Here is a 16,618-nt window from a genome sequence, read left to right as displayed (position 1 = left end):
TGACCGCATACTCGGCCTTCCCGACGGAAGCATTCGGATCGGAGATCCCGGCTATATCAGAGCCGTCACGACAGCCCGACGGAAAATGAACCCCGTCAAGGCCCGCTGAACGGCCAGCCTGGAGCCTACTCCTTGCCCCAGCGTGGCCGGCGCATCGAAAAGACCTCATTGACGCTGGCGTAATCCATGTAACCGAGACGAGCCACATTCCCGGCCTTGGCGATGTCGAACAGGCCGTCTTTCAGGAAGGCATCGTCAATGTGCACGCCAACCACCTCGCCGGCGACCACGACAGCGCTGGTTGGCGTTCCGTCCAACGCCCTTGGACGGAAGACTTCCGTCACCCGGCATTCCAGCGCGGCAGGCGCTGCCGCCACACGGGGCGGCCTGACGAGACGCGAAGGCGCCATGGCGAGATCGGCATAGACGAACTCGTTGACGCCAGGCGGCGCGTTGACGGATGTGTAGTTCATCTTCTCCGCAAGATCGCGGCTGACAAGGTTGGCGACGAACTCGCCAGTCTCCTGGGCAAAGGAGGCGCTGTCCTTCTCTCCTTCCGACGAGAACCAGACGATGAAAGGCCGTGTCGAAACCGCATTGAAGAAGGAGTATGGCGCGAGATTGATCTCGCCCGCCTTGTTCAGCGTCGATATCCAGCCGATCGGGCGCGGCGCCACGATCGCCTTCGACGGATCGTGCGGCAGCCCATGCCCCTTGGACGGCTCGTAGAACATTCAGCCCGCCCAGGGTCCTGAGTAATCGGCGTAGAGCTTGGCCGGGTCGGGCCGTGGCCGCTCCGGCGCCCGGCCGGCATAAGAGCCGATATGGATGAAACCGACGACGCGCTCCTGCGGCGCCAGTCCGAGGATCGCCCTGCCCTCGGGCACGTCGGAATACCAGTTGCTGATCATGTTGGTGCCAAAGCCCAGCGCATTGGCCGCGATTATCAGGTTCATCGCCGCCATGCCGCCGGACAGGAACATTTCCCATTGCGGGATCTTGGGATTCTCTTTCGGCACCGACACCACGCCGATCACCAGCGGCGCCCGGGAAAAGCGCGCCAGCTCCTGGTTGCGGCGCCCCTCGGGCAACGACCCTTCCCGCTGTTCGGCGAGCTCCGCGAGCTTCCTGCCGATCTCGATACGGACATCGCCGCGATAGAGGATGAAGCGCCAGGGCTCGAGCCGGCCATGGTCAGGCACGCGCGTTGCGGCGGCGATCATCGTCGCGATATCGGCGTCACTGGGCGCCGGCTCCTTGAGGTCCGGAATCGGTGCTGAATTTCGGGTCAGCAGGAAGTCGATGATCGGCGACGCCATGGGCGCAAGTCTCCTAGACACTCTGTTTTGAGCTGAAGCGCACCATCGGGAATTCGGGCGGCTCGGGCAAAGGCGCGCGAGCGCCGGGCTGAAGAGTCGTGGATCGGACTCTTAAGCCTTGAAATTGCCACCGCCATGGGCTTCAACGCAAGGCATGTTTGAGGGGCGACTGCGTCTTTTCCTGGTTTGGCTCTGCGCCGCGCTGTTCCTGCTGCCGGTCTCCTTGGCTGCCGCGCAGGAAAAGGACGGCGTCAGCGACCTGAAACTCCCCGGGATTTCGAGCTATGCGACGCCCAGGACCGAAGCCCCGCTGGCGCTTGGCGGCGGTGGCGCCATCACTTTGTCGGCCCAGCTGACCGACAAGGGCACCGACATCACCCGTGGCCTCGTCTGGCGTGTCTTCAAGCCCGAACCCGTCAACGGCAAATTGCCGATGGTCGCCTCCGCCCATGGCGGCAGTGCCGTCTTCCAGCTCGAGCCCGGCAGCTATCTGGTCCATGCCTCCTATGGCCGCGCCGGCGCCACCAAGCGCATCACTGTCGGCAAGGAAGCCAAGCGGGAAAGCCTGGTGCTCGACGCCGGTGGCCTGAAGCTCGACGCGGTTCTGTCCGGCGGTGTGCGCATTCCCCCGAAAAAACTGCGCTTCTCGATCTATGAGGGCACCGCCGAGGCCAATGGCGACCGCGCGCTGATCATTCCCGATGTCGAGCCCAACAGCGTCGTGCGGCTCAATGCCGGCATCTACCACGTCGTCTCGACCTATGGCGCGGTCAACGCGGTGATCCGATCCGACATCCGCGTCGAGGCCGGCAAGCTGACCGAGGCCACCGTTGAGCATCACGCCGCTGAGATCACGATGAAGCTGGTGCGCGAAACGGGCGGTGAAGCGATCGCAGACACGTCCTGGTCGCTGCTCAACGAATCCGGCGATCCGATCAAGGAGACAGTCGGCGCCTTCGCCTCGATGGTGCTTGCCGAGGGCGACTACACCATCATCGCCAAGAACCGCGACCGCATCTACCAGAAGGATTTCACGGTCGTGGCCGGACAGAACCAGGAGATCGAGGTCCTGGCGACCGAGGCGGCGGCGATGGATCCGGAAGAAGGCGCGGATTAGCCTTTTACGGCCTATTCCCCGATTTCAGGCCGCCAGCTTTAGCTTTGTCCGCGCCGGCAGGAAGGGAATCCGGCGGCGCGGCAGCTGTGGCGCCAAGTCGAACACACCGCGGTAGAGACGGTCGAGCAATGCCTTGCGGTCGCGCAGCGGCTCCAGTTCACTCCAGCTCAGCACATCGCCGACGCGCACGTCGATCGCCTTTCCGGACAGTCGTGCGAATTCGCGGATGAGCAGCGACGTGCGCAATGTCAGCGAGGCCTTGCCGACGAATTTGGCCACCCGGCCGTCGCGCTCGGCCATGTTCATGGGCCCGCTGACCAGATGGAACAGCCTGCCGTTCTGCCCGGAAAAATGCATGGGAACGACCGACGCCTTCGCTTCCTGGACGAGGCGGGCGGGAAACATCTTCCACGGCAGGTCGCGCGCCCGGCCGAACCCTTTCGGCGCGGTGGCAACGCCGCCGGCCGGGAACACCACGATGGTGACACCTTCCTTGAGCAGCCGCACCGCTTCATGGCGCACCGCCATATTGTTCTTCAGCGCTTCCTTGGTCTCGGAAAAGTCGATGGGCAGCGAATAGGGCTCCATCTCGCGAATCCTGAGCAGATCCTTGTGGATCATCACCCGGAAGGGCCGCCCGAGCTGCTCGGCCAGTGAGAGTACCGCAATGCCGTCGCCAATGCCGAAGGGATGGTTGGCAACGATCACCAGCGGCGTATCGGGCAATTGTGCGGGCGGCCATTGATCGGCGGTTCGCACGCCGACATCGATCAGGTCGAGCATGCGGCTGAACACGCGCTCGCCGGTCGGTACGACCTCTCGGCGCCAGAAATCGTAGAGCGCCGCAAAGCGATCGCGGCCGGAAAGGCCTTCGACGGAATGAATGAACCACCGCGCCAGCACCGGCTGGTGCGGATTGGCGTAGGAAAGTTCGGGAAAGGACCGTTCGCGCAATTTCAGCTTGAGCATAGGGGCTCGTTACAAGATCGGCGTGACAGGGATATGAAAATGGCGGTGGATCGCTCCACCGCCACCATCAGGGATGCTGCTCAAATCAGGCGGCGCGCTTGCGCCGGCGATCGGGCGTGATCGCTTCTTCGGTCAGCCGATCGATTGCCTGGGCAAGGCCCAGCGACTCCTGATCACGCGATCCAAGCCGGCGCATGTTGACCGTCTGCTCTTCCGCCTCGCGCTTGCCGCAGACGAGGATGACCGGAACCTTGGCCAGGCTGTGTTCGCGGACCTTGTAGTTGATCTTCTCGTTGCGCAGGTCGGCCTCGGCCGACAGCCCTGCGGCCTTGAGTTTTGCCACCACCTCGGTCGCATAGCCGTCGGCGTCGGACGTGATCGTCGCCACCACCACCTGCAGCGGCGCGAACCACAGCGGGAAGTGACCGGAATAGTTCTCGATCAGGATGCCGAGGAAGCGCTCCATCGAGCCGCAGATGGCGCGGTGCACCATGACGGGCTGCTTCTTCTCCGAATCAGAGCCGATGTAGAAGGCGCCGAAGCGTTCCGGCAGGTTGAAGTCGACCTGCGTCGTGCCGCACTGCCATTCGCGGCCGATGGCATCCTTCAGCACATATTCGAACTTCGGCCCGTAGAAGGCGCCCTCGCCCGGATTGATCGAAGTCTTGATCCGATTGCCGGATCTGGTCCTGATCGTCTCCAGCACGCTGCTCATGATCGCCTCGGCGTGGTCCCACGCCTCGTCGGTGCCGACACGCTTGTCCGGCCGCGTCGACAGCTTCACGCTGATCTCGTCGAAGCCGAAATCGGCATAGGTCGACAGGATCAGGTCGTTGATGCGCAGGCATTCCGACGCCAGTTGCTCCTCGGTGCAGAAGATGTGCGCATCGTCCTGCGTGAAGCCGCGCACGCGCATCAGCCCGTGCAGCGCCCCTGATGGTTCGTAGCGATGCACATTGCCGAATTCGGCAAGTTTTACGGGCAGATCTCGATAGGACTTCAACCCATGCTTGAAAATCTGCACATGGCCCGGGCAGTTCATCGGCTTCAACGCGAAAACGCGATCGTCGTCGGTGTCGTCGCCGGCAACCGTCACCTTGAACATGGCGTCACGATACCAGCCCCAGTGGCCTGACGTTTCCCACAGGCTCTTGTCGAGCACCTGCGGAGCGTTGACCTCCTGGTAGCCCTGCTCGTCGAGCCGGCGGCGCATGTAGTTGACCAGGTTCTGGAACATCTTCCAGCCCTTGGCATGCCAGAAGACGACGCCCGGCCCCTCTTCCTGGAAATGGAACAGGTCCATCTCGCGGCCAAGCTTGCGATGGTCGCGCTTCTCGGCCTCCTCCAGCATCATCTGGTAGGCATCAAGCTGCGCCTGGTCTGCCCAGGCCGTGCCATAGATGCGCGTCAGCATCGGGTTGTTCGAATCGCCACGCCAATAGGCGCCGGCCACCTTCATCAGCTTGAAGGCATTGCCGATCTGGCCGGTCGAAGCCATGTGCGGGCCGCGGCAGAGATCGAACCAGTCGCCCTGGGCGTAGATCTTGAGATCCTGATCCTCGGGAATGGCGTCGATCAGCTCGAGCTTGTAGCGCTCGCCCTTGTCGGCGAACACCTTCTTGGCCCTGTCGCGCGACCAGACCTCCTTGGTGAACGGCTTGTTGCGCGCGATGATCTCGCGCATCTTCTTCTCGATCACCGGAAAATCGTCCGGCGTGAACGGCTCGTTGCGGGCGAAGTCGTAATAGAATCCGTTCTCGATCACCGGCCCGATGGTCACCTGCGTTCCCGGCCACAATTCCTGCACGGCTTCCGCCAGCACATGGGCGGTGTCGTGACGGATAAGCTCAAGAGCGCGCGCATCGTCGCGAGTGATGATCTCGACCTTGCCGGATTTGCCGAGCGGGTCGCTGAGGTCGCGCACGGTGCCGTCGATGGCATAGGCGACGGCCTTCTTGGCCAGCGACTTCGAGATCGATTCGGCGAGGCCGGCACCGGTCATCGCCGCGTCGTAGTCGCGGACGGAGCCATCGGGGAATGTCAGGGAAACGGAATTCAGCATCATGTATCTCCTATCCAGTCCCGCAAACGAGCGCGGGTGGTAAAATGCAGGTCACCGGCGCCTTGCGGCTGCGACCTGCATCAGGTTGGCCGGAGGCGTCCGGCGGCGGCAGTCTTTTATGGGCAGATGCCGCCGCCGTAAAGCCCAGCCTACTTCATCAGTTGCGGCAGATCCTTGAGGAACGCAGCCCTGGTCGCCAACCCTTTCGGCATGTCAGTCCGATTGGTGTCGACAACCAGCCGGGCGAACACGATCTGGCGTCCGTCTTTCCGGGCCCAACCGACAAACCAACCGAGCGAGCGCTTGTCCTTGCCGCCCTCGCCGAGCCTCGTGCTGCCGGTCTTGCCCTGAACGGCCCAACCGCCAGCCTTGAAGCTTGGTATGATTGCGCGTGTCATCTCATGCGCCTTCGCCGATACGGGCATCTTGCCAGCGAGCAACTGCCGCAGGAAGGCAACTTGTTCAACCGGCGTGATCTTGAGCGAGGAGTTGACCCAGGAACGCGTGAGCCCGTCATCCTTGCCGGGATTGCCTGAAACGTCGGCATTGCCATAGTTGAGCTTCGATACATAGCCGGCAAATTTCTCGCCGCCCAGCCGGCGGGTGATCTCCCGGGAATACCAGATGATCGAATCGCGTTCCCAGATCACCGGATCGACGGTCTTCTGGTCACGCTTCACCGCATTGAATTCGGGTTTGTAATCCCAGGTCGGCGTGTGCTCGTCGTTCAGGATACCAGCGTCGTAGCCGATCAGCGAAAGCGGCACCTTGAACGTCGAGGCCGGGCTGAACCGCTGGTCGCAGATCCCGTCCTGGTAAAGCGTCTTGCCGGTCGCCGCATCGGCGATCAGCGTGCAGTGCACATCCCCAAGCGGCGCCGATTGCGCGCGCATCGGGAACCCCAGCAGCCAGGCGAGCAGGAACAGGACTCCGGCCAGGATAAAGGGAAGACGGTCGATGTTACGCATTGATGCTCGCTCCAGAAGGGTGTTCGCGAGCGGGCTTAGCGAGGTCTCTTGTCTCGATTTTGTCTCAAATGCGCAGTCTTTGTGCAGGCTTGCGTTAACCCTACCGGATCGTAAACATGCGCGCCCGAGACGGCGCGGTCATGCCTTCGTTTCGGCGCGCTTGCGGCCGATCCGCCAGTACCGCCAGGGCATGAACCAGACATAACGATCCGCCAGCACTTCCGGCACCAAATCGACGCCGTGCGTGCCGAAGGGCCCGCAACGCAGCACGCGAAAAAGGCCCATCCAGCCACCGGCCCACAGGCCATGGCGGGCGATCGCCTCATGCGCGTATTCGGAACAGGTCGGCAGATGCCGGCAGGAATTGCCGACAAAGCCGGACAGCGTCAGTTGGTAGAGGCGCACGAGCGACGTGCCGAAGAGACGGCCAGGCGTCTTGCGCCACGGGCCGGGCCAGTTGCGGCCGCGTCCCGGCGGCCTGGCAGTGTGGGCATGCCCATGCGGGTCGTGCACCGCAATCTCCGTGTCGCGTTCTTCCCGCGATAGATGTGAGCTTCGCCGGGAGAACGCAATCCCCACCCGTTGTCCACTGTGCGGTCATGGGCGGAAGCGGCGAAACGGCTGCCGGTCAACCGGAGGCACCCAGCGGTCGGGGCGGATCAGCTCCTGGCCGCACTTTGTATGCCGCCTTTCGTCACGCCATTGGAACGTCGCGATCCGCATCACATCGCCGAAGATGTCGAGGAACTGGTTCATGGTCGGTCTCCTTTGACGCGATTAGACCGCCGCTGGCCTTGGCCTTCAAACGAGTATAATTTCCACTTCGGATAATCCTGGGTTATGCGAATGAAGCGCGGACGCTTGCCGTTGACGGCATTGAGGAGTTTCGAGGCGGCGGGGCGGCATCTGAGTTTCAGCCGGGCCGCCGAGGAACTTTTCGTCTCCCAGGCGGCGATCAGCCGGCAGATCCGCGAGCTTGAGACCTTCCTGCGCCAGCCTCTGTTCGAACGCCATCATCGCCGTGTCGAACTGACCGATACCGGTCGCCGGCTGCTCGCCCAACTGGTCAGAAGCTTTGACGATATCGACCGGCTGCTGTCGGAACTGGTGGCTGTCCCCGCACAGTCCCTGGTTCGTGTCAGTGTCGAGCCGTCGCTTGCATCCGTATGGCTGGTGCCCCGGCTCAACCGATTCCGCCAATTGCGGCCCGATATCGACGTGTCCCTGGAAGTTGATCCAAGGCTGATCGATTTCCGCGGCGATCAGCCCGAACTTGCCTTGCGCTTCAGCGCCCATGCCACCTCGTGGCCCCGCAGCCAGGCCGAGCGGCTTGCCTCAACGGTCGATTCCCCGGTTCTGTCGCCGGCGCTGCTCGCCTCGGGCCCTGCCCTCGAGAAGCCGATCGACCTTGCCCGCTACACGCTTCTGCACGAGGAAAACCGCCAGGGCTGGGCGCGCTGGTTCGAGGCCGCCGGCGTGCCCGCCGACGCCGTGCCGGCGCGAGGTCCGATGCTGGCGGATGCCTCGCTGTCAAAGCAGGCCGCGCTGCTCGGGCATGGCGTGGCGCTGGGTGATCTCTTGCAGATCGGCGGGGAAGTCGCATCCGGAGCGCTGATCAAGCCGTTCGACATCGACGTCGCGTCGGGCGCCTACTGGCTGGTGGCCAGGAATCTGAGCGATCTGTCGGAGCCGGCCGCCGCATTCGCCGACTGGTTAAGAGGCGAGTTTGCAGAAAGCAGACACAAGCTGCAGGAGCAGGCCTAAGCCGCTTCTTCGGCGCGCTTCTTCTCGATCTGGCCGATGGCGTCGACCACGGCGTCGAAGGTCAGCATGGTCGAGGCATGGCGCGCCTTGTAGTCGCGCACCGGCTCCAGGTACCTCAGGTCGGCAAAGCGTCCTTGCGGCGGCTCGCCATTCTCCTTCAGCATCTTCAGCATGGTGTCGCGCACCGCGCGCAATTCCTCGGCACTCGCGCCGACGACATGCCGCGCCATGATCGAGGACGATGCCTGGCCGAGCGCGCAGGCCTTCACGTCATGGGCGAAGTCGGTGACCACGCCGTCTTCCATCTTGAGGTCGACGGTAACGGTCGAGCCACACAGTTTGGAATGCGCCTTGGCGGTCGCGTCGGGGTGGTCGAGCCGGCCGATGCGTTCGATGTTTCCGGCAAAGCCGAGAATTTTCGCGTTGTAGACGTCGTTGATCATAATTTTCCAATCCGTCGCCGCCAAGCGAACAGCGATTGCCGCTGCTGCGTCTTCCTTTCGCTCGCTACGACCTTATATAATGCTGGCAGTCCGGTAACGACAAGGCGATGAGCGCCGCTGTCCTGGCCGGGGAGTTCACGCCGCTTACGGGGCTGGAAACGGGGCGAGTTTCCGACACCGAAAGGTCGTGGTCCGTTCAACTCGTTCCTCCTTGGAGAGGAACTACGGGAGACGCCTTTTATGGATGCCGTCATCAAGAAATTCATGCCCCAGTCCGCTTATATGGAAAAGCCGGTCACCGACCGGCCGAGCGAAGCCGAGGTCGAGGCCGCGGTGCGCACCTTGCTGCGTTGGACCGGCGACAATCCGGATCGCGAAGGGCTGATCGACACCCCCAAGCGCGTGGCCAAGGCCTACCGCGAGATGTTCGGTGGCTACGACATGTGCCCGGCAGAGGAACTCGGCCGCACCTTCGAGGAGGTCGCCGGCTACGACGATCTCGTCATCGTCAAGGACATCCAGTTCCATTCGCATTGCGAGCACCACATGGTGCCGATCATCGGCAAGGCCCATGTCGGTTACCTGCCGGACGGCAAGGTTGTCGGCCTGTCCAAGATCGCGCGCGTCGTCGATATCTTCGCCCATCGCCTGCAAACACAGGAAGCGCTGACCGCGCAGATCGCTGGCGTCATCCAGGACGTGCTCAACCCTCGCGGCGTCGCCGTGATGATCGAGGCCGAGCACATGTGCATGGCCATGCGCGGCATCCGCAAGCAGGGTTCTACCACACTCACCTCCACCTTCACCGGCGTCTTCAAGGATACGCCCGAAGAGCAGGTTCGTTTTGTCACCATGGTACGCGGCGGCGGGGCGTAAGCCCGGCACCGGCATAGCCCAACCATGATCTCGGAAAACCGGTTTTCGCGGACAAACGAAAACGTTTGTCCAGAGATCATGGTCAAACAGGAAAATGCACCGGCGATGTCGGCACTGGAATTTCCCGAAGCTCCGTCAGACAAGAAGGCTCTCGAAGAAGGCGCGGTGTTCTCGCCGCGCTTCGACGCGGCCGGTCTTGTCACGGTGGTCGTCACCGATGCAGAAGACGGCATGCTGCTGATGGTCGCCCATATGAATGCGCAAGCGCTCGCGCTGACATTGGAAACGGGGATCGCCCATTACTGGTCGCGCTCGCGTAACGCGCTTTGGAAGAAGGGGGAAACCTCGGGCAATTTCCAGCATGTCGTCGAGATGCGCACCGATTGCGATCAGGATGCATTGTGGCTGCACGTGAAAGTGTTGGGCCACGACGCAACCTGTCACACCGGCCGGCGTTCATGCTTTTATCGGACGGTGGGGTTGGTCGACGGCAAGGGGACGCTTGTCGACGACGGCAGCAAACCGCTGTTCGATGCGGAAAAGACGTATCGGAAGCCTATGTGAACCATTCCATATTCACAAACCACTCATGTTCACTATTCTCAAACATCCTTCTGATACAAAGGATGTGGGACAAGGGAGATCATGATGCTCGAGTGGGCGTCATTGCGTAACAGATCAGACGTTCGAGAAGCCAACGGCCTCTCCTCGTCCGGCGGCGCACCCCAACCAAAACCCGAAAAGAAGACAGGCATCTCGCTGGCATTGGGTGGCGGCTGCGCCCGTGGCTGGGCCCATATCGGCGTGCTCCGTGCACTCGACGAAGCCGGTATCGAAGTTTCGATGATAGCCGGCACATCCATCGGCGCACTGGTCGGCGGCTGTTATCTCGCCGGCAAACTCGACGAGCTGGAAGAGTTCGCCCGCAGCCTCACCAAGCGGCGCATTTTCGGCCTGCTCGATCTCAATCTGCGCGGCAGCGGCCTGTTCGGCGGCATGAAGCTCGACGCCCGCCTGCGTGAGCATGTGGCGGGCGTTCGTTTCGAGGATCTGCCCAAGCCGTTTGTCTGTGTCGCGTCGGAAATCCGCACCGGCCACGAAATCTGGGTGTCGAGCGGCTCGTTGATCACGGCCATGCGCGCGTCCTACGCACTGCCTGGCGTGTTCGAGCCGGTGAATTGCAACGGCCGGGTGCTGGTCGACGGCGCGCTGGTCAATCCGGTTCCGGTGTCGGTCTGCCGCGCCTACGAACAGCCCCTCGTCGTGGCGGTCAATCTTCACTACGACCTGTTCGGCCGCGCCGCGGTGATAAAGCACAGCGCCGGCGAACTGGTTGTCGAAAAGGACGCGTCGCGCGCCGGTCACTCGGACCCCGACCACCCGTCGCATCAGACCCGCCTCGGCATCACCGGCGTCATGGTCGAAGCCTTCAACATCATCCAGGACCGCATCTCGCGCGCCAGGCTTGCCGGCGATCCGCCCGACATGTCGCTGCAGCCCAAGCTCAGCCATATCGGCCTGACCGAGTTCCATCGTGCCGACGAGGCGATCCAGCTCGGCTACCAGGCGACGATGGCGCAGATCGGCGAACTGAGCCGGCTGCAGACGGTTTTGGCTTAGCCAGCCGCCCTCACGCCCGCGCCGCGTCGATGATGCGGAACTGCACGGTGCGGTTGCCATTCCAGTAATTGCCCGACAGCGAGCCGGCGACATGCACCGTCTTGCCCCGGTTCTTGAACAGGAATTCGCCAAGTGCGGTGTCGACCGCGCGAAAGGCGATCCCCTGGATTCGGCCGCCGCTCTCCGACTGCAATTCGGCGCGGATATGGTTGGTGCCGACCGGCCGGGCGTCGGCCAGCCGATGGCGTGGCAGCGCGAAAACCGGTGCGACATGGCCGGCGCCGAAGGGGCCGGCCTTTTCCAGCGCGTCGAGCAGGCTGAGCGTCGCGCCTTCGGCGGCAAGCGCGCCGTCGATTGCCAGGCTTTCCTCGTCCTGCAGCCGAAACACGTCGGCGGCCGCGCGCTCCTCGAAAAACGCCCTGAGTTCGCCGAGCCTGGCGCGCTCCACGGTGATACCGGCCGCCATGCCATGGCCGCCGCCCTTGACGATCAAGCCGGCATCGGCGGCTTCGCGCACCAGCCGGCCGAGGTCGAAGCCCGACACCGAACGGCCCGAACCGGTACCAATGCCCACAGCGTTGAATGCGATGGCGAAAGCCGGCCGCCGGGCATGATCCTTCAGTCGTGAAGCGAGCAGGCCGACAATGCCGGGATGCCAGTTGTTGCTGGCGGTGACGACGATGGCCGGGCCATTGCCGCCGGCAAGCTCGGCATCGGCTTCGGCGCGGGCTGCCGCAAGCATCTCCTGCTCCATCAGCTGCCGCTCCTGGTTCAACCGGTCCAGCGTCTCGGCGATGGTTCGCCCCTCGACCGGATCGTCTGTCGCAAGCAGCCGGCTGCCAAGGGCCGCATCGCCGATGCGTCCGCCGGCGTTGATGCGCGGCCCGATCAGATAGGCAAGATGAAAGGTGCCGATCGGTTCGCCGATGCGAGAAACCCGTGCCAATGCGGCAAGCCCTTCATTCTTCTGCTGGCGCGCCACTTGCAGCCCTTTGACGACGAAGGCACGGTTGACCCCGGTCAGCGGCACCACGTCGCACACGGTGGCCAATGCAACGAGATCGAGCATGGAAAGCAGATCCGGTGGCGTGGTCTCGGTCAAGCCACGCAGGACCTTTGCCGTCTGCACCAGGGCAAGGAACACGACACCAGCGGCGCAGAGATGACCCTGACCGGAAAGATCGTCGTCGCGGTTTGGATTGACGACGGCAATCGCGGCCGGCAAGGCGCCACCCACCTGATGGTGGTCGAGCACGACGACATCGGCTCCGGCGGCATTGGCCGCGTCGACGGAAATGGCACTGTTGGTGCCGCAATCGACGGTGACGATCAGCGTGGCGCCGCGCGAGACGAGTTCGCGCATGGCATCGGGATTGGGGCCGTAACCCTCGAAAATACGGTCCGGAATATAGATTTCCGATGGCACCGAGAAATGTGTCAGAAACCGCTTCAGCAAGGCTGACGAGGCCGCGCCGTCGACATCGTAGTCGCCGAAGATCGCCACCTTTTCCCTCGCCATCACCGCCGCCGCGATGCGGGTGGCGGCCTTGTCCATGTCGGTCAGCGAGGCCGGATTCGGCAACAGGTCGCGGATCGTCGGATCGAGGAACCGCTCGGTTTGCTCGGCGGTAACACCGCGTCCGGCAAGGACACGTGCGACGATGTCGGGCACGCCATGGCCTTGCGCGATGGCAAGCGCGATCATGTCCTGTCGCTCGGTCAGCCGATGCTCCCAGGAGAGACCGGTAGCCGACTGCCTGACATCGAGGAAGAGGCGCCTGTCGCCCATCATGCGCTTTGCCAACTCATAATTGGCCGCAGGATAATGCATGTCGCCCAAAAGTGTGCAGCGGTTTTGGGATGACGACATGCACAAACAACGGCCTAAGGAGCGTCGCGTGAACGCGACGGGCTTTAAGGCCAAAGGCGGGCAAAGCCATGCGGTTCGTGGCGGTAGGCGTCGCGGGAGAATTCAAGAATAACTACGCTTTCCGCTTTTCAGCCTGGCGTCGGACCCATTCCTCGGCTGCATCCCCCATTGTCTTTTCCCGATCGTTCTTGAGCCAGGCCATGAAAGGCCGATCGAACCTGAACGTATCGCCGCATTCGCGGATGAAAAAGCGGCGCACATTCTGGGTGTTGCGGTAGGACTTCGTGATGGGCGTGGCACGCGAAATCGGATCCCCGTGCCAGTCGAACACTTTCATCGTCGGTCCTTGCGTGGCCAGGGTTCGGATGTAGCCAATGGCTAACAACTGCGATCCGCCCTCGCAAGCCGGTCTAGAACTTATCCAGATCCTGGTGCCGGGCCTTGATCTCCCGCACGGTTCGCGACGACGAGCGCAAGACGATCGTATGCGTGGTGATGTATGTGCCGCCGAACTTGACGCCGGCCAGCATATTGCCGTCGGTCACGCCGGTGGCCGCGAACAGCACATCGCCGCGCGCCATGTCTTCGGCATGGTAGATCCGCTTCGGATCGGAAATGCCCATCTTCGCCGCGCGGGCGACCTTCTCCGGAGTATCGAGGATCAGCCGGCCCTGCATCTGGCCGCCGGTGCAGCGCAGTGCGGCCGCTGCCAGCACGCCCTCGGGCGCGCCCCCCGTGCCGAGATAGATATCGATACCGGTTTCGTCCGGATCAGTGGTGTGGATGACGCCGGCGACATCGCCGTCACCGATCAGCCGGATCGCGGCACCCGTGGCACGCACGGCGTCGATCAGCTTGGCGTGGCGCGGCCGGTCGAGGATGCAGGTGGTGATGTCGGACACCGCGACGCCCTTGGCCCGGGCCAGGCTGGCAATGTTTTCGGCCGGCGATGCATCGAGATCGATGACGCCTTCGGCATAACCCGGACCAATGGCGATCTTGTCCATATAGACGTCGGGCGCGAACAGCAGACTACCCTTCTCGGCGATCGCGATGACGGCAAGCGCGTTCGGAAGGTTCTTGGCGCAGATCGTCGTACCCTCAAGCGGATCAAGGGCGATATCGACGGCCGGGCCTTTGCCGGTGCCGACCTCCTCGCCGATATAGAGCATCGGCGCCTCGTCCCGTTCTCCCTCGCCGATCACCACAGTGCCCTTGATGGCAAGACGGTTGAGCTCCTGGCGCATGGCGTCGACAGCGACCTGGTCTGCCGCCTTCTCGTCGCCGCGCCCACGCAGCCTGGCGGCCGCGACCGCGGCCCTTTCGGTGACGCGCACCAGTTCCATGGTGAGTATCCGGTCAAGTCCGGCGACAATGTTCTGGGCCACATTCATTTCGGCAGATCCTCGTTTGCATGCCACCTCCCGCCGGAGCCGGGCTTGTTTTGTCAAACGAGCATGACAACGGCAAGACCTGCCGCGAGTTTTATCGAAAGATAAGCAATATCAATCGATTGAACCTTATTCCGAACAAGATTGGGGCCCGGCTGGGAACAGCCGGGCCGCGCTTGAGGACGCAAAGAGACAACGCCGGGATCTAGAAAACCGCGAGGTATTTGAGCAGCGAAATGATGCCGATGATGATGACGATGATCTGCACGATCTGCCGCATCCGGGCATCGAGAGGCAGGCGCTGCACCAGATAAAGAACAAGGATGATGACGAGAAATGTGATCAGAATGCCGATCAGCACGGATGAAGCCATGGTGCCCTCCTAAAATGATTACCTGAGAAACCGCGAAACGAACCGGCAACGCCGGCTCGATGTCGACGCGGTCAATACCAGCGGCGCGAGGTGTCGTTGTTCAACGACTGGCCGACCGCAATACCGGCCAGAAAGCCGAGCAGACCGATCACGCCGACCAATGCGGTCGTGGTGCCAGGGTTTTCGCGCGCCACTTCCGAAACCGCCTGGGCCTGAGTGCGCAATTGCTGTGCCGTGCGTGAAGCACGCGCCGCGGCCGTCTCGTAGAAATCCGAAGCCTGCTCGCTGGCATCGTCGAGCATTTCCGCGCCCCGCGCCGAAATACTCTTGTTGATCTTGGTGATCTCCTTGCGCAGTTCGGCGATCTGCTTTTCCAGCGTTTTCTGGATGTCGTCGATGTGAGGGGTGTCGGATTTGTTGGTATCGGCCATGGAGCGGCTCCCTTGGTTGCTGACCAAGAGAACGGCGCCGGCACGGATTCGTTCCGGTTGATCCCGGCTGATCGACGGTGGGGGCGAAGCTACCCTGCCCGCTCGATGCGGATGACCTGCGGCTTGTCGGTCAGGTGACCGTCCTTGGTGATGCCGTCGACGGCCTTGCGCACGGCGGCCTCGGTGGTCTCGTGGGTGACGAGGATCACCGTCTTCTGTGCCGCAGCCTCGCCGCTGACCGCATGCTGGACGATCGATTCCAGCGAAATATCGTTGTCGGCCATGCGTTTGGCGATCGCGGCGAACACGCCGATGCGGTCATGCACGGTCAGCCGGATGAAATAGCCGCCGGCATGGCTGCGCATCTGCGCCTTCTTGTAGGGCCTCAACTCCTTTGCCGGCCGACCGAAGACCGGGCCATGCTGGAAGCCCGGCCGGCTCTTGGCGATGTCGGCGATGTCGCCGATGACGGCCGACGCGGTGGCGTTGCCGCCGGCGCCGGGGCCTGAAAGCAGCAGTTCGCCGAGGATGTCGGTTTCGATCGCCACCGCGTTGGTGACGCCATGCACCTGCGCGATGACGGAGGCGGTCGGCACCATGGTCGGATGCACGCGCTGCTCGATCCCGCTTTCGGTGCGCTGGGCAACGCCCAGCAGCTTGATCCTGTAGCCGAGGTCGCCGGCGGCACGGATGTCGGCCTGGGTGATGTTGGAGATGCCTTCCATATAGATGTCGCTGGCGGCGATCTTGGTGCCGAAGGCAAGGCTGGTCAGGATCGACAGCTTGTGCGCGGTGTCATGGCCTTCGATGTCGAAGGTCGGATCGGCCTCGGCGTAACCCAGCCGCTGCGCATCCTTCAGGCAGGCATCGAACGATATGCCCTCGGCCTCCATGCGGGTCAGGATGTAGTTGCAGGTGCCGTTGAGAATGCCGAACACGCGGGTGACCGAGTTGCCGGCCATCGCCTCGCGCATCGTCTTGATGACGGGAATGCCGCCCGCCACCGCCGCCTCGTAGTTGAGCAGCACGCCCTTCTTCTCGGCGATCTCGGCCAGCGCCACGCCATGCTTGGCGAGCAGGGCCTTGTTGGCGGTGACGACATGGCGGCCGGCTTCGAGCGCCGCCTTCACCGACAGACGTGCCGGCCCCTCGTCGCCGCCGATCAATTCGATGAACACGTCGATCTCGGCTGTCTGCGCCATCTTCACCGGATCGTCGAACCATTTTGCGGAACGGACATCGATGCCACGGTCGCGCTTCGGGTCGCGCGCCGAAACCGCTGCGACGATGATGTCGCGCCCGCATTGCCGGGTCAGTTCCGCTGCCTTGTCGCGCAGCACACGTGCCACCGATGCACCGACCGTACCGAGGCCGGCAATTCCAACACGCAGTGCTTCAGCCATGGAAGGCGACGT

19 protein-coding genes are annotated in these 16,618 nt (G+C 63.1%); 5 read left to right on the top strand and 14 right to left on the bottom strand.

Annotated features, from left to right (window positions below):
- Positions 1–125 precede the first annotated feature (125 nt).
- Together EB231_RS19355 and EB231_RS19350 are read right to left on the bottom strand one after the other, a co-directional pair.
- Positions 126–734, bottom strand: a complete 609-nt coding sequence (locus EB231_RS19355; RefSeq protein WP_172350273.1) for a flavin reductase family protein — start codon at positions 732–734, stop codon at positions 126–128.
- The gene (locus EB231_RS19350; protein WP_172350272.1) at positions 735–1,319 is read right to left on the bottom strand and encodes a nitroreductase family protein; all 585 of its coding nucleotides are present in this window, start codon (positions 1,317–1,319) and stop codon (positions 735–737) included.
- A gap of 154 nt (positions 1,320–1,473) precedes the next feature.
- Between EB231_RS19350 and EB231_RS19345 the strand changes: the two genes are divergently transcribed.
- Entirely contained in the window at positions 1,474–2,436 is a 963-nt protein-coding gene (locus tag EB231_RS19345) for a hypothetical protein (RefSeq protein ID WP_172350271.1), read from the top strand.
- A gap of 24 nt (positions 2,437–2,460) precedes the next feature.
- On the opposite strand, the gene EB231_RS19340 is transcribed toward EB231_RS19345, so the two are convergent.
- From EB231_RS19340 to EB231_RS19320, 5 genes are all read right to left on the bottom strand, one after another.
- A complete protein-coding gene (locus EB231_RS19340; RefSeq protein WP_172350270.1) occupies positions 2,461–3,405 on the bottom strand; it encodes a lysophospholipid acyltransferase family protein in 945 nt (314 codons plus the stop codon).
- Positions 3,406–3,490: 85 nt separating this feature from the next.
- Positions 3,491–5,467 carry a threonine--tRNA ligase gene (thrS, locus tag EB231_RS19335; RefSeq protein WP_172350269.1) on the bottom strand — a complete coding sequence of 659 codons (1,977 nt, stop codon included), beginning with the start codon at positions 5,465–5,467 and terminating at the stop codon, positions 3,491–3,493.
- Between the two features lie 149 nt (positions 5,468–5,616).
- Positions 5,617–6,435: a class D beta-lactamase gene (gene blaOXA, locus EB231_RS19330; RefSeq protein WP_172350268.1), complete on the bottom strand. Its 819-nt coding sequence runs from the start codon at positions 6,433–6,435 to the stop codon at positions 5,617–5,619.
- Between the two features lie 138 nt (positions 6,436–6,573).
- Positions 6,574–6,948, bottom strand: a complete 375-nt coding sequence (yidD, locus tag EB231_RS19325; protein ID WP_172350267.1) for a membrane protein insertion efficiency factor YidD — start codon at positions 6,946–6,948, stop codon at positions 6,574–6,576.
- A gap of 84 nt (positions 6,949–7,032) precedes the next feature.
- Complete coding sequence (locus EB231_RS19320; RefSeq protein ID WP_172350266.1) at positions 7,033–7,191, bottom strand: hypothetical protein; 159 nt, start codon at positions 7,189–7,191, stop codon at positions 7,033–7,035.
- A gap of 90 nt (positions 7,192–7,281) precedes the next feature.
- Between EB231_RS19320 and EB231_RS19315 the strand changes: the two genes are divergently transcribed.
- Positions 7,282–8,199, top strand: a complete 918-nt coding sequence (locus EB231_RS19315) for a LysR substrate-binding domain-containing protein (protein ID WP_172350265.1) — start codon at positions 7,282–7,284, stop codon at positions 8,197–8,199.
- On the opposite strand, the gene EB231_RS19310 is transcribed toward EB231_RS19315, so the two are convergent.
- Complete coding sequence (locus tag EB231_RS19310) at positions 8,196–8,642, bottom strand: iron-sulfur cluster assembly scaffold protein (RefSeq protein WP_056572283.1); 447 nt, start codon at positions 8,640–8,642, stop codon at positions 8,196–8,198. The two genes, EB231_RS19315 and EB231_RS19310, sit on opposite strands and share 4 nt — an antisense overlap.
- Before the next feature lie 240 nt (positions 8,643–8,882).
- Between EB231_RS19310 and folE the strand changes: the two genes are divergently transcribed.
- From folE to EB231_RS19295, 3 genes are all read left to right on the top strand, one after another.
- Positions 8,883–9,518, top strand: a complete 636-nt coding sequence (gene folE / locus EB231_RS19305) for a GTP cyclohydrolase I FolE (protein ID WP_056572284.1) — start codon at positions 8,883–8,885, stop codon at positions 9,516–9,518.
- A 105-nt stretch (positions 9,519–9,623) separates the two neighbouring features.
- Entirely contained in the window at positions 9,624–10,082 is a 459-nt protein-coding gene (gene hisI / locus EB231_RS19300; protein ID WP_172352965.1) for a phosphoribosyl-AMP cyclohydrolase, read from the top strand.
- 84 nt (positions 10,083–10,166) lie between these two features.
- Complete coding sequence (locus tag EB231_RS19295; RefSeq protein WP_172350264.1) at positions 10,167–11,138, top strand: patatin family protein; 972 nt, start codon at positions 10,167–10,169, stop codon at positions 11,136–11,138.
- Positions 11,139–11,148: 10 nt separating this feature from the next.
- Here EB231_RS19295 and recJ read toward each other — a convergent pair whose 3' ends face one another.
- From recJ to EB231_RS19265, 6 genes are all read right to left on the bottom strand, one after another.
- Positions 11,149–12,930, bottom strand: a complete 1,782-nt coding sequence (gene recJ / locus EB231_RS19290) for a single-stranded-DNA-specific exonuclease RecJ (RefSeq protein WP_172350263.1) — start codon at positions 12,928–12,930, stop codon at positions 11,149–11,151.
- 190 nt (positions 12,931–13,120) lie between these two features.
- Positions 13,121–13,345: a DUF6434 domain-containing protein gene (locus tag EB231_RS19285; protein ID WP_172350262.1), complete on the bottom strand. Its 225-nt coding sequence runs from the start codon at positions 13,343–13,345 to the stop codon at positions 13,121–13,123.
- Positions 13,346–13,418: 73 nt separating this feature from the next.
- Entirely contained in the window at positions 13,419–14,402 is a 984-nt protein-coding gene (glpX, locus tag EB231_RS19280) for a class II fructose-bisphosphatase (RefSeq protein ID WP_140773201.1), read from the bottom strand.
- Positions 14,403–14,604: 202 nt separating this feature from the next.
- Complete coding sequence (locus EB231_RS19275; RefSeq protein WP_081295122.1) at positions 14,605–14,772, bottom strand: Thivi_2564 family membrane protein; 168 nt, start codon at positions 14,770–14,772, stop codon at positions 14,605–14,607.
- A gap of 71 nt (positions 14,773–14,843) precedes the next feature.
- The gene (locus tag EB231_RS19270) at positions 14,844–15,203 is read right to left on the bottom strand and encodes a hypothetical protein (RefSeq protein ID WP_172350261.1); all 360 of its coding nucleotides are present in this window, start codon (positions 15,201–15,203) and stop codon (positions 14,844–14,846) included.
- Between the two features lie 89 nt (positions 15,204–15,292).
- On the bottom strand, positions 15,293–16,606 hold the full coding sequence (locus EB231_RS19265; protein WP_172350260.1) for a homoserine dehydrogenase: 1,314 nt from the start codon (positions 16,604–16,606) through the stop codon (positions 15,293–15,295).
- Positions 16,607–16,618: the final 12 nt, after the last annotated feature.

The organism is Mesorhizobium sp. NZP2298, from assembly GCF_013170825.1.
In the GTDB taxonomy this organism is placed as follows: Bacteria; Pseudomonadota; Alphaproteobacteria; order Rhizobiales; family Rhizobiaceae; genus Mesorhizobium.
Note: the sequence above shows the minus strand (reverse complement) of the source record. Positions and strands in the feature narration are given on the sequence as shown.